Consider the following 13,180-nt stretch of genomic DNA (forward strand, 5'->3'; position numbering starts at 1 on the left):
GCAGCGGCGCCGGACACGTCCCGGAACGGGCCGCGAACGCCCCGCGCGTGGGGGCGCGCGCCGGAAAAAGACTTGTCGCGGCGGTGGCCGAAGGGCTTTTCCGTCCTGCTGAAGACTATCGTTGCGCCCTGAATACGTACGGGTTTCCGGAGGGGCGTGCGGTGGCGGAAGCGGCGTCGGTGGATGAGGGGCGACTGGTCGCCGGGCGATATCGCCTGGTTGAGCGGATAGGTCAGGGCGGGATGGGCACCGTCTGGCGGGCCCGGGACGAAGTCCTCGGTCGTCAGGTGGCGGTCAAGCGTCTGCACGTTTCGCCCCAACTGGACGCGGACGAACTGGCCACCCGCCACGAACGCACCACCCGGGAGGCGCAGGCCGCGGCGCGGATCAACCACCCCAACGTCGTCAGCGTCCACGACGTCGTGGACGACGAGGGGTCGCCGTGCATCGTCATGGAGTACGTCCCCTCCGCGACGCTCGGCGACGCCATCAAGGAGGGCACCGGGTCCGGCACTTACCTCACGCCGCGGGAGACCGCCCGGATCGGCCGCGGCATGATCGCCGCGCTGCGTGCCGCGCACTCCGCCGGTGTGCTGCACCGCGACGTCAAACCGGGCAACGTCCTGCTCGGTGAGGACGGCCGGGTCGTCCTCACCGACTTCGGGATCGCCGTCGCCACCGGGACCTCCACCCTCACCAAGACCGGCGAACTGGTCGGCTCCATCGACTACCTGGCCCCCGAGCGGGTCAAGGGCTCGACGCCAGGGCCCGCTTCGGACCTGTGGGCGCTGGGCGCGACGCTCTATCAGGCGGTCGAGGGCAAGCCCCCGTTCCGCAAGAACACCGCGGTGGAGACCGCGTACGCGATCGCCGTCGATCCGCTGGAGACGCCGCGCAACGCCGGTCAGCTCACCGCGCTGATCGAGGCGCTGCTCGCCAAGGAGCCCGGCGACCGGCCCACCGCCGAGGTCGTCGAGCAGGCGCTGCGGGCCGCCGAGGCCGAGGCGGACACGGCGTTGATGGGCTGGCCCACGCTGGCCCTGGGCACGGTCGGCCGCGGCCGGTCCACAGGGGGCGGGATCTCCGAGATGCCCACCCGGACCGTGGCGCACGCCGGCACACCGGTGGCCGCCGAGAGCGGCACCGGGACGACGGGACGCACGGACACCGGCGCGACCACCGGGAACGCCGCCGAGGCCGGCGGCCAGACGGCGGCGGCGCCCGATGCCGCGGCAGCCGAGGCCACCGGCCCGGTGGCCGTGACCGACGGCGCGGTCCCCACCACGGCCACCGCCACCGGCGACCGTCCGGACGTGCTCCCGTCCGGCCCGGCTCCCCGTAAGCGCCGGCGGGGCCGGATCGTGGCCTGGGTCGTCGCCGGCCTCCTGGTCACCGGGGGCGGCGGGGGCACGGCCTGGTACCTGACCCACCGCGACGACGGAACCACCGCAGAGGCCGGCGACGGAGCCCCCGTCGTGCCCGTGGTGCCGCACACCAGCGCCTCCCCGCCACCGCCCACGCCCCAGGGCTACCGCCGGGCCACGGAGAAGGACATCGGGGCCTCCTTCCCCGTGCCGTCCGGCTGGAAGCGGGACGTCCAGGACAACGGCCGGCAAATCGTCTACATCTCCGAGGACGGGCTGGCCCAGCTGACGATCAGCTGCCTGGACTTCGCCGCGGCGGACCAGGTGGAGCACTTCAAGAGCCTCGAATCGGACGTCAAGAGCCGGTACCCCTACACGCGGCTCCGCCTCCAGGACACCATCTTCCAGGGCGACCCGGCCGCCATCTGGGAGTTCTCCTTCCAGGGCCGGGCCCGCCAGTTCCGCGGCATCGACCTGGGCTTCGGCCGCGAGGGCGGCAAGGAGTACGCCATCTACGTCTCCGCGCCGTCCGCGAACTGGACGAAGTACGAGCAGGTCTTCGCGAACGTCAAGGACGGATTCCGGAGGACCTCGCCGACGGGCTGAGCGGCCCGCGGGGGAACCCCGAGCAAGCTCAGGGACGGGTTCAGGGTCGACCCTGATGTCCCGGACCCGGCCGGCGTGTGACGATCTGAGGCATGACCACAGCGCCACCCCGCGCCGAGACGATCTACGCCCCGGCGCCGGACCCCGACGACCCGCCCGTGCGCAAGCTCTACCGCAGCGCCGAGGGGCGGCTCCTCGGCGGTGTCGCGCGCGGTCTCGCGGGGCACCTCGGGCTCCCGGTCACCTGGGTGCGGATCGTCTTCGCCGCGCTCTTCATGGCCGACGGCATGGGCGCCCTGCTCTACGCCGCGTTCTGGTTCTTCGTGCCGCTGGGCGTCGGCGGCGTCGAGACCCGGCAGCCCGCGGCGGGGGAGGAGCGGCGGCGACTGCTGGGCCGCAGGCCCGACAAGGGGCAGCTCGTCGCGCTGATCGCGCTTCTGGTGGGCGCGGCGATCGTGGCCTCCCGGTTCCAGCCGGGCCGGGCCAACGTCTACCTCTGGCCGGTGCTGTTGATCGGCGCCGGTGTGGCCCTGGTCTGGCGCCAGGCGGACAACTCCCGGCGCGCCCAGTGGCTGGAGCTCGGACGCCGCAACAAGGGCCTGGTGCCGATGGTGCGCGGCGCCGCCGGGGTGCTCCTGGTCGGCGCTGGGGTCACCGGCATCGTCGTGCTCCAGGGCTCGGTGCAGAACCTCGGCTCGGTGCTCCAGGCCGCGCTCGCCGTCGTCGTCGGCATCGCCCTGCTCGCCGGCCCCTATCTCGTGCGGATAACCCAGGACCTCTCCGAGGAACGCCTGATGCGCATCCGCGCCCAGGAGCGCGCCGAGGTCGCCGCGCACGTCCACGACTCCGTCCTGCACACCCTCACCCTGATCCAGCGCAACGCCGACGACCCCCGGGAAGTGGCCCGGCTGGCCCGCGCCCAGGAGCGCGAGCTGCGCGCCTGGCTCTACAAGCCCGAGGGCCGCGGCAAGGACGAGGACGAGGAGCCGACGACGCTGGCCGAGGCCGTGCGGGCCGCCGCCGCCGAGGTTGAGGACCACCACGGCGTCCCCCTGGAGGTCGTCGTGGTCGGCGACTGCCCGTTGGACGAGGCGCTCGGCGCCCAGATGCAGGCCGCACGCGAGGCGATGGTCAACGCCGCCAAGTACGGTGGCGAGGGCGGCGCGGTCCAGGTCTTCGCCGAGGTGGAGGGCCGCACGGTCTTCGTCTCGGTGCGCGACCACGGCCCGGGCTTCGACCTGGACGCGGTCCCCGCGGACCGGATGGGGGTACGGGAATCCATCATCGGCCGGATGGAGCGCCACGGCGGCACCGCCCGGCTGCGCGCCGCGCCCGACGGCGGCACGGTCGTCGAGCTGGAGATGGAGCGCACCGAGGACCGCGAGCGCACCGAGCGCCGCACCGGAGGGGAGGGGGAGCCGGAATGAGCGCGGCGCACCTCCCACCCGCCCCCGGGGGCGACGCAGACGGCCACGGGCCCGTGGGACACCGCATCCCGGGGCCGGGGGATCATGACGGGGCAGACACCGAAGGACGGACGGACGACATGAGCAGCGACGACGCACAGCAGGGCGAGGCCGGCGGCGAGGACCAGGGCCGCACCGTACGGGTCGTGCTGGTCGACGACCACCGGATGTTCCGGACCGGCGTCCAGGCGGAGATCGGCCGGACCGAGCAGACCCGGGTCGAGGTGGTCGGCGAGGCCGCCGACGTCGACCAGGCGATCACCGTCATCACCGCCACCCGCCCCGAGGTCGTCCTCCTGGACGTGCACCTCCCCGGGGGCGGCGGCGTCGAGGTGCTGCGCCGCAGCGCCGCGATGATGGTCGACCCCGAGCGGCCGGTGCGGTTCCTGGCGCTCTCGGTCTCCGACGCGGCCGAGGACGTCATCGGCGTCATCCGCGGCGGCGCCCGCGGCTATGTCACCAAGACGATCACCGGCACCGACCTCGTGAACGCGATCTTCCGGGTGGCCGACGGCGACGCGGTCTTCTCGCCGCGGCTGGCCGGCTTCGTCCTGGACGCCTTCGCCTCGACGGACGCCCCGCCGGTGGACGAGGACATGGACCGCCTCACCCAGCGTGAGCGCGAGGTGCTCCGGCTGATCGCCCGCGGGTACGCGTACAAGGAGATCGCCAAGCAGTTGTTCATCTCCGTCAAGACGGTTGAGTCACATGTCTCGGCCGTCCTGCGCAAGCTCCAGCTCTCCAACCGCCATGAGCTCACCCGCTGGGCGGCCGCGCGGCGACTGGTCTGACCTGCGGTTTCGTCGTGCAGGGGGTGCATGGGGGCGGATGACCGGGAGCCGCCCCCGGAGCGCGGGGCGCCGACGGGGCGTGTAAAGAAGCGCTCAAGCCGGGCAACCAGGATCGTGCGGAACGCCATCTAAGGGCGCGGAGAGGCTCGCTGCCCGAAGGCGGGGCCGGAACCACGCCCACGCCCTGCGCCGCACACATCCCTGGAAACGAGATCCCGATGAGCCTGACGGGTACGCCCTTCTTCCTCTTCTCGATCCTGCTGCTGATCGTCGCCGTCGTGCTGCCGTTCGCCCTGTGGGGACGAGTGGCCGGGCCGCGCCTGGTACGGATCGTGGCACGGCTGTTGATGCTGCTGTTCGCCCAGATCACCGCCATCACGGTGGTGTTCGTCATGGTCAACAACGCCAACAACCTCTACGACAGCTGGGGCGATCTGCTCGGCACCGGCAACCACATCGACCAGGCCCGGAACCTCGGCGCGGACGGCCTGGGCGGCAAGAACCTCAAGGACGAGCCCAAGGTGCTCCAGCACTTCCGGCCGGCCGACGACCCGGTGCTGGGCGCCGGCGTCCAGATGACCGACCTCAAGGGCCAGATCTCGGGCGTCAACGGCGAGGTGTACGTCTGGCTGCCGCCGCAGTACAACGACCCCGCCTACAAGAACAAGAAGTTCCCGGTGGTCGAGCTGCTGCCCGGCTACCCCGGCTCCGCCAAGTCCTGGTTCGGCTCGCTCAAGGCCAACGAGCAGCTCGGCTCGCTGATGCAGAGCGGGGCGGTCAAGCCGTTCATCCTGGTGGCGCCGCGGACCAACGTCCTGTCCAACGCCGACAGCGGCTGCGTCAACATCCCCGGCAAGGTCAACGCCGACAGCTGGCTGACCGTCGACGTCCGCCAGATGGTGATCGACAACTTCCGGGCCGGCGACAAGCCGGACTCCTGGGGCCTGGCCGGCTACTCGGCGGGCGCCCACTGCGCCACCAAGCTGGCGCTCGCCCACCCGGACCGGTACCGCGCAGCCGTCGGCATGTCCGGCTACAACGACCCGGCCATAGAGCGTGATTCGCTCGCCGGCAAGGATCCCAAGCTGCGCGTCGAGACCAACCCGATGCACATCCTCAAGGCCGCCAACGAGGCCGGGAAGCCGCCCCGCACCGCGCTGTACATCTCGGGCGCGAGCGGTGACGGCTACCAGGCCGGTACGGGCCTCAAGGAGCTCGCGAAGAACCCGACGACGGTGACCGTCCAGCAGATCTCCTCGGGCGCGGGCGGCCACACCGTGCCGGTGTGGAAGCGCCAAGTGCCGGAGATCTTCCGGTGGTTCGGCCTGTACCTGCGGGGCTAGGGCCTGCCGCACCCCCGCCCGCCCGCCGGCCGGCGCCCGACGCGTTCGCGTGGGGCTGTCCGGGCCGGACGGGCGGGTTTCTGCTCTCGGGGCGTCTGCGCGGGGCGTCCCCTACGCCGGGCGGGTCGCGCCCGCGAAGGGCAGGCGGTCGAGCGGGGCGATCTCGACGGGTGTCCCCGGATGCGGGGCGTGGATCATCTCGCCGCCGCCGATGTAGAGGCCCACGTGGCTGATGCCGGAGTAGAAGAACACCAGGTCACCGGGGGCGAGTTGGGGCCAGTCGACGCGGGTGCCGGAGGTGATCTGGGTGTAGGTCGTCCGGGGCAGGGCGACGCCGCCGGCCCGCCACGCGGCCAGGGTCAGGCCCGAGCAGTCGTAGGCGGCCGGGCCGGTCGCGCCCCAGGCGTAGGGCTTGCCGAGGGCGCCGTGGGCGAAGGCCACCGCCCGGGCGGCGCGGTTACCGGGCGCCGGGTCGGGCGGCGCGGGTGCGGCGACGGCCGGTTCCAGGGCGCGCGGCAAGGCGTACGCCGGGAGGCGCGGGGCGGCGGCCTCCGGGGAGCGCTCCGCGGTGGCTAAGGGGTGGCCGCCGAGCCGGCGGACGCTGCCCAGCCGACGGGCCCAGCCGGAAACCGCGGTCGCCTGGTGGCTCCCGGTGCGCTCCAGGACCGTGGCGCCGTCCAGGTAGCGCTGCGGGTCCGCGGCGAGCAGCAGCCCGGTGCGGGCGGTGCGGGCCGTACGGGGCCCGGCCGGCGGGGGTGCGAGCGGCGGCCGCTCACCGGCCGTGTGGTGCGACGCCATGGCGGCCGTCACTTCCTTCCCTGCGGGCGGATACGACCGGCGGGGTACGGGCCCGGTCGCCTGCAGGAGGAAGCTAGGCCCGGTGTCACCGTCGGGAACCCCCTTGCCCGGCATTGCCCGATTCCGACCGCCACCGTGCGGGGGATGACCGGCCCGAAGGCCGGGGGAGGGCCGAGGGGCGGTGGGCCCTGACCGAAGCGGGCATCACGGGCGCCCTGCCGGAAAGGGCGTGCTATGGGGCGGATACGATCCAGCACTATGGACGTAGTAATCAATGTCTTCGTCGCCCTGCACATCATCGGCATCGCCTCCCTCCTGGGCGGCTTCCTGACCCAGATGAAGGCGATGGGCGCGGGCACCGCCCGCTTCGTGCCGGCCATGCTGCACGGCGCGCTGACGATGCTGGTCACCGGCATCGTCCTGGTCGGCCTGAACCAGATGCAGGACCACTCGCTCAACAACATCAAGATTGGCATCAAGATGGCCGTCCTGGTGGTGATCCTGGCGCTGGTCTACGTCAAGCGCGACGAGGAGAAGCTTCCCAAGCCGCTCTTCGGCGCGGTCGGCGGACTCACCATGCTCAACATCTTCATCGCGGTGCTCTGGACCTGAGCCGCCTGCCCGGCCCCGGGCCAGGCATCGCCGCAGCGACGACTCACCGCGCGGTCATCCCGCTCCGTACTTACGGAGACGGCGGATGACCGCGCGGTGGCGTGTGGGGGGTGGTTCATGACGGGCGCACGGGCGCGCCCGTGCGCCGGCTACGCGGGCCGGACGCTGCCGTAGATCGGCATGCCGTAGATCGACTCCACCCGGACGCTGGCGCCCGGGTGCGGGGCGTGGATCATCTCGCCGCCGCCGATGTACATCCCGACGTGGCTGATGTCGTTGAAGAAGAACACCAGGTCACCGGGTTGGAGATCGCTGCTGGAGACCCGGGTGCCGACCTTGACCTGGTCCCAGGTCGTGCGCGGCAGATCGACCCCGGCGGCCCGCCACGCGGCCTGCGTCAGCCCCGAGCAGTCGTAGGAGCTGGGTCCGGTCGCGCCCCAGACGTACGGCTTGCCGATCTGGGAGCGGGCGAAGGCGAGCGCCTTCCCGGCCTTGGTGGAGTACGAGCCGCTGTCGGAGCTGCCGCCCCCCGAACCGGTGCCGGTCCCGGAGCCGGTACCGCCGCTGGGCTGCTGCTGGCGCTGCTGGGCCTCCTTGCGGGCCTCCTCGGCGGCCTTGCGCTGGGCCTCCGCCTCCTTCTGGCGCTCCAGTTCGGCCAGCCGCGCCTTCTCCTGGGCGGTCAGCCGGGACAGCAGCTGCTGGGCCTCGGCCAGCTTGGACTGAACGTTTCGCTTGGTCTCCTTCAGGGTCGCCTGCGACTGCTGGAGGGCCTCCAGGCTGTGGGTGGCCTCCGCCCGCTGACGGGCGGCGGTCGCGGCCTGGTCCTCGTAGTCGGTGATCGCCTGCTTCTGCCGTCCGGTCAACTGCTCCATCAGGTGGTTGCGGTCGACGAACTGCTGCGGGTCCTTGGCGAGCATCAGCTGGGCGGTCGGGCTGATCCCGCCGGTCTGGTACTGCGCCGAGGCGAACGCGCCCAGCCGGCGGCGGGACTCGTTCATCTTGTCCGCGAGCCGGGCCGCCTCGTCGAGGAGGCGGTTCACGGTGTGCTGCTGGCCGTCCGCCTTCTCCTTGGCGCCGTTGTACTTCTGGGTGGCCACCTCGGCCTGCCGGTACAGGTCGTCGACCTTCTGCTTGACCTCTCCGATGGAGGGCTGCGGCGCATTCGGGGCGGCGTTCGCGGTCTGCGAGAGCAGCGTGACCGAGGCCAGCGCCGCGGTGGTGAGCCCGGCCGCGGTGCGACGGCCGCCGGGCGTGGCGAGTATGGGGGTGCGCGGCTTGCGATGGGACGCCAAGGCCGGCGACTCCTTCCGTGGACCGCCTACCGGGTTAGCTGTCGGGTTCGGGCGGTGTGCTGACGGAAGGCTTGCCCTACGACCGCTGCGTCCGCCTGGCGACGGCCGCACCGGTCGATTCACCCCAGTGGTGCTTGTGGGTCCCCGGCTCCGGGTGCCTGACGGCAGGACCGGACTCGGCGGAGGCGGCCCGTGCGGACGCTGTCGTCCGCGGGGACAGCGGGCTGCCCGAGCGAGACCGTAGCCAACTCGTGTGGCTCCTGTGAAGGCTGATGTTCGATATGCCCGAAACCTTTTCGTGACCTCACGGTGAGTGTCGCCACGTTTCCGGGCACGAGCGCACAAGTTACCGCCCCGGCCGGCGCAGTGCCGGGGCAATCCGCCACTCCGGGACCGGTTGTCGGTGCGGCGGCCTAGACTCGGTGGGCGATGAGCAGCCTCTTTGACGACAGCTTCCTGGCGGACCTCGGCCCCCCGGACGAGGAGCCCCCGCCCCCGCCCGAGGACGAGCCCGGCCCGGCCCCCGAGGACGTGCCCGCCGACCTCTTCGGCGGGGCCTTCGACGCGCCCGTGACCAGGGAGTCCTACTACCGCGACGGCGCCGCCCGCCCGGCCATCGACCCGGCGGCGCTCCTGGAGGGGCTCAACGACCAGCAGAAGGCCGCCGTGGCGCACAGCGGCAGCCCGCTGCTGATCGTCGCCGGCGCCGGCTCCGGCAAGACCCGGGTGCTCACCCACCGGATCGCCCACCTGCTCGCCGAGCGCCACGTCCACCCCGGCCAGATCCTCGCGATCACCTTCACCAACAAGGCCGCGGGCGAGATGAAGGAGCGCGTCCAGGAGCTGGTCGGCCCGCGCGCCAACGCCATGTGGGTCTCCACGTTCCACAGCGCCTGCGTGCGGATCCTGCGCCGGGAGTCCAAGCGGCTGGGCTTCACGTCGTCCTTCTCGATCTACGACGCGGCCGACTCCAAGCGCCTGATGGCCCTGGTCTGCCGCGACCTCGACCTGGACCCCAAGCGCTTCCCGCCCAAGTCCTTCAGCGCGAAGATCTCCAACCTCAAGAACGAGCTCATCGACGAGGAGACCTTCGCCGGGACGGCCGCCGACGGCTTCGAGAAGACCCTGGCCCAGGCGTACGCGATGTACCAGGCGCGGCTGCGCGAGGCCAACGCCCTGGACTTCGACGACATCATCATGACGACGGTCCACCTGCTCCAGGCGTTCCCGGACGTCGCCGAGCACTACCGCCGCCGCTTCCGCCACGTCCTGGTCGACGAGTACCAGGACACCAACCACGCCCAGTACACCCTCGTCCGCGAGCTGGTCGGCCCTGGCACGGCCGACACCCCCGCCGCCGAGCTGTGCGTGGTCGGTGACGCCGACCAGTCGATCTACGCCTTCCGCGGCGCCACGATCCGCAACATCCTCCAGTTCGAGGAGGACTACCCGGACGCCACCACGATCCTGCTGGAGCAGAACTACCGCTCCTCGCAGACCATCCTCTCCGCCGCCAACGCCGTCATCGAGCGCAACGAGAACCGCCGCCCGAAGAACCTCTGGACGGACGCCGGCGCCGGCGCCAAGATCACCGGCTATGTCGCCGACACCGAGCACGACGAGGCCCAGTTCGTCGCCGACGAGATCGACCGGCTCACCGACGCCGGCGACGCCAAGGCCGGCGACGTCGCGGTCTTCTACCGCACCAACGCCCAGTCCCGGGTCTTCGAGGAGATCTTCATCCGGGTCGGGCTGCCCTACAAGGTCGTCGGCGGCGTGCGCTTCTACGAGCGCAAGGAGGTCCGCGACATCCTCGCCTACCTCCGGGTGCTCGCCAACCCCGAGGACGCCGTCCCGCTCCGCCGGATCCTCAACGTCCCCAAGCGCGGCATCGGCGACCGCGCCGAGGCGATGATCGAAGCCCTGGCGCTGCGCGAGAAGATCACCTTCCCGCAGGCGCTGCGCCGGGTCGACGAGGCGTACGGGATGGCCGCCCGCTCCGCCAACGCCGTCAAGCGGTTCAACGCCCTGATGGAGGAGCTGCGCACGATCGTGGAGTCCGGGGCCGGCCCCGCCACGGTCCTGGAAGCGGTCATGGAGCGCACCGGCTATCTGGCCGAACTCCAGGCGTCCACCGACCCCCAGGACGAGACCCGGATCGAGAACCTCCAGGAACTCGCCTCCGTGGCCCTGGAGTTCGAGCAGGGGCGCGGCGAGGGCGAGGCGCCGGAGGGTGCCGCCGCGGGCCCCGGCACGCTCGCCGAGTTCCTGGAGCAGGTCGCCCTGGTCGCCGACTCCGACCAGATCCCGGACGAGGACGAGGAGGGCTCCGGCGTCATCACGCTGATGACCCTGCACACCGCCAAGGGCCTGGAGTTCCCGGTGGTGTTCCTGACCGGCATGGAGGACGGCGTCTTCCCGCACATGCGGGCGCTCGGCCAGACCAAGGAGCTGGAGGAGGAGCGCCGGCTCGCCTACGTCGGCATCACCCGCGCCCGCGAGCGGCTCTACGTCACCCGCTCCACGATGCGCAGCGCCTGGGGCCAGCCCTCGTACAACCCGGCCTCCCGCTTCCTGGAGGAGATCCCCGACGCGTACGTGGAGTGGAAGCGCACGGGCCCCGCGACGCCGTCGGCGTCCATGGGCGGCCTGTCGTCGCGCGGTTCCTCGGGCGGCGGAGGGCTCGGCGGCGGCATCGGGGCGTCGCTGTCCTCGGCGCGCGCCAAGGGGCCGAGCGGGTTCGCGACCCGGCGCGCGGCGGACCGCCCGGTGGTCGCGCTGGCCATCGGCGACCGCGTCACCCACGACAGCTTCGGGCTCGGCACGGTCGTCGCCGTCAAGGGCAGTGGGGACAACGCCGAGGCGACCATCGACTTCGGCGGCGAGAAGCCCAAGCGGCTGCTGCTGCGGTACGCACCGGTGGAGAAGCTCTAGCAGCGCGGACAGCGGGAACGCGCAGGGGCCTGCCGCGGTGTGCGGCAGGCCCCTGGGCGCTCGTACCGGGGTTCAGTACGGGTTGAGGTCGTGGGCGCGGAGCCACGGTATCGGGTCGATCGCCGAGCCGCCGCCCGGCCTGACCTCGAAGTGCAGGTGCGGGCCGGTGGAGTTGCCGGAGTTGCCGGAGTAGGCGATGGTGTCGCCGGCCTTGACCGTGCCGGAGCGGACCTTGGCGCTGCTCAGGTGGCAGTACCAGGTCTCGGTGCCGTCGGGCGAGGTCACGATCGCCATGTTGCCGTAGGCGGAGTTCCACTGCGTGCGGACGGTGCCGTCGGTGGCCGACATGACCGGGGTGCCGTAGCTGACCGGGAAGTCGATGCCGGTGTGCACCGACATCCAGTTCACCCCGGCCTGGCCGAAGAGCGCGCTCAGACCGTGCTGGGTGACCGGCAGGACGAACTTGGGGCGCAGCGCCTCCTTGCGGGCCGCCTCTTCTTCCTTGCGCTTGCGCTCGTCCGCCTGCCGTTGCTTGAGGTCCAGTCGCTCCTGGGTGCGGCTGGCCCGCTCGCGGAAGTCCTGGGCGCTGGCGCTGAGTCCGGCGAGCTGGCTGTCGAGCTTCTTGTTGGCCGCCGTCGTCCGCTTCGCGGCACCGGCGTCCGGTGCGGCCTGGGTCGTCGTGCCGTCCTTGTCGTCCCCGCCGAACTGGCTGACCGAGGCCGCGGCCGCCGCGCAGACGCCCATCGCGGCGACCGAGGGCACCGCGACGGTCAGCAGCGCCGAGCGCTTGGCCTGGCGGCGCCGGCCGCGACCGCGGACCGCCTTGCCCGCCGGGGGACCGTCGACCCCCAGGGGGGCATCGTCGTCCGGGACGGCGGTGACGGGCGTCGCCTGGACGGGCATCGCCTGGGTCATCGCGTCGGCGAGCGACGAGGGGGCGGGCGCAAGGGCCTCGGTGGCGGACGCGTCGGTGGCGTCGTGCTCGTCGACGGCACCGTCGGCACCGACGGTCTCGGGGGCGAACGCCGCGAGGGGCTGGTCCCACAGGACGGTGTCCTCGACCGGCACGGTGTCGTCCGCGGGCGGGCCCGCCTGGGCCGGGATACCCGGGGCCGGGGCGGGCGACGGGGCGGTGCGGTCGGCGTGGTCGGCGTAGTCCGCGGTCGACCAGACCGCGGTGGCCTCGTAGCCGATCGGCTCCTGGACCGCGGTGGCGGCGGCCGCGAAGGAGGCGGTGTCGTAGGCCGCGGTGCCGTAGCCGGTGTCGTAGGCGGTGGTGTCGTACCCGGCGGTGGGGTAACTGCCGGTGTCGTAACCGCCGGTGAGGCCGCCGGCGGAGCCGTACGAGGCGCCGGTGTCGTAGCCGGCGGTGTCGTACGCCCCGCCGTCGAAGCCGTGCGTCCCGAAGCCACCGGTGTCGTAGCTTCCGGTGCCGTAGGCGGCGCCGCTCCCGTGGGCGGCGGAGTCGTAGCCCCCGGCGAGCCCGTAGGCCGCGGTGTCGTACCCGGTGCCGTACGGGGCGGTGGTGTCGTAGCCGGGGGCGTCGTAGCCGGTGTGCGCGTACGGGTCGTAGCCGGTGCTGCCGTAGGCGGTGGTGTCGTACCCGGTGGTGGGGTAACTGCCGGTTCCGTAGGCGTCGGTGAGGTGGTCGCCCGCAGGGTGGCCGCCGGTGCCGTAGCCGCCGTGGTCGTGGCCGCCGGGGTGCGCGCCGAAGAGGGGGTCACCGTCGCCGTATGCCGCGTGTGCGTAGGAGGCATCGGAAGCGGGGGCGGTCGGAAGCTGAGCCCCCGACGGGTGACGGTCGTCCACCAACTTCTCTTTCGCCTCGGCTGCAGGAGAATTAGCGGCGACTGTACCCGGCGGTACACGACGGCGACAATCTTCCCGAAGTTTCGGGCTCGGCGAGGCCGGGCATTTGGCCGCCTTTCGGCAGTACGCAGGCCACTTCTTGCGCGTTCTTGGCGGCTCGTTCGA

Annotated in this window: 8 protein-coding genes, 1 pseudogene and 1 riboswitch; of the genes and pseudogenes, 6 read left to right on the forward strand and 3 right to left on the reverse strand. The window is 72.4% G+C overall.

Translation table 11 applies throughout. The annotated features are described in order from the left end of the window. Window positions 1–242 precede the first annotated feature (242 nt). The 4 genes from JNO44_RS26075 (at window position 243) to JNO44_RS26090 (ending at window position 5,570) form a co-directional block, all read left to right on the forward strand. Window positions 243–1,970, forward strand: coding sequence for a serine/threonine-protein kinase (locus JNO44_RS26075; RefSeq protein WP_235096084.1), 1,728 nt, complete (start codon window positions 243–245; stop codon window positions 1,968–1,970). 92 nt (window positions 1,971–2,062) lie between these two features. After that, window positions 2,063–3,397 carry an ATP-binding protein gene (locus tag JNO44_RS26080; RefSeq protein WP_205366321.1) on the forward strand — a complete coding sequence of 445 codons (1,335 nt, stop codon included), beginning with the start codon at window positions 2,063–2,065 and terminating at the stop codon, window positions 3,395–3,397. 119 nt (window positions 3,398–3,516) lie between these two features. Then, window positions 3,517–4,227, forward strand: coding sequence for a LuxR C-terminal-related transcriptional regulator (locus tag JNO44_RS26085; protein ID WP_205366322.1), 711 nt, complete (start codon window positions 3,517–3,519; stop codon window positions 4,225–4,227). A 218-nt stretch (window positions 4,228–4,445) separates the two neighbouring features. Continuing rightward, window positions 4,446–5,570, forward strand: coding sequence for an alpha/beta hydrolase (locus JNO44_RS26090; protein ID WP_205366323.1), 1,125 nt, complete (start codon window positions 4,446–4,448; stop codon window positions 5,568–5,570). 111 nt (window positions 5,571–5,681) lie between these two features. On the opposite strand, the pseudogene JNO44_RS26095 reads toward JNO44_RS26090, so the two are convergent. Continuing rightward, a pseudogene (locus JNO44_RS26095) lies at window positions 5,682–6,206 on the reverse strand (C40 family peptidase); the annotation flags it as partial. Between the two features lie 420 nt (window positions 6,207–6,626). Between JNO44_RS26095 and JNO44_RS26100 the strand changes: the two are divergent. After that, the gene (locus tag JNO44_RS26100) at window positions 6,627–6,980 is read left to right on the forward strand and encodes a hypothetical protein (RefSeq protein WP_016577317.1); all 354 of its coding nucleotides are present in this window, start codon (window positions 6,627–6,629) and stop codon (window positions 6,978–6,980) included. A gap of 149 nt (window positions 6,981–7,129) precedes the next feature. On the opposite strand, the gene JNO44_RS26105 is transcribed toward JNO44_RS26100, so the two are convergent. Next, on the reverse strand, window positions 7,130–8,272 hold the full coding sequence (locus JNO44_RS26105; RefSeq protein WP_205366325.1) for a C40 family peptidase: 1,143 nt from the start codon (window positions 8,270–8,272) through the stop codon (window positions 7,130–7,132). 8 nt (window positions 8,273–8,280) lie between these two features. Further along, a riboswitch (cyclic di-AMP (ydaO/yuaA leader) is annotated at window positions 8,281–8,464 on the reverse strand. A 474-nt stretch (window positions 8,465–8,938) separates the two neighbouring features. Here JNO44_RS26105 and pcrA point away from each other — a divergent pair. Then, the gene (gene pcrA / locus JNO44_RS26110; RefSeq protein ID WP_420882755.1) at window positions 8,939–11,206 is read left to right on the forward strand and encodes a DNA helicase PcrA; all 2,268 of its coding nucleotides are present in this window, start codon (window positions 8,939–8,941) and stop codon (window positions 11,204–11,206) included. A gap of 72 nt (window positions 11,207–11,278) precedes the next feature. Here pcrA and JNO44_RS26115 read toward each other — a convergent pair whose 3' ends face one another. Beyond that, window positions 11,279–13,015, reverse strand: coding sequence for a peptidoglycan DD-metalloendopeptidase family protein (locus JNO44_RS26115; protein WP_205366327.1), 1,737 nt, complete (start codon window positions 13,013–13,015; stop codon window positions 11,279–11,281). Window positions 13,016–13,180 lie beyond the last annotated feature (165 nt).

The organism is Streptomyces noursei, from assembly GCF_016917755.1.
In the GTDB taxonomy this organism is placed as follows: domain Bacteria; phylum Actinomycetota; class Actinomycetes; order Streptomycetales; family Streptomycetaceae; genus Streptomyces; species Streptomyces yunnanensis.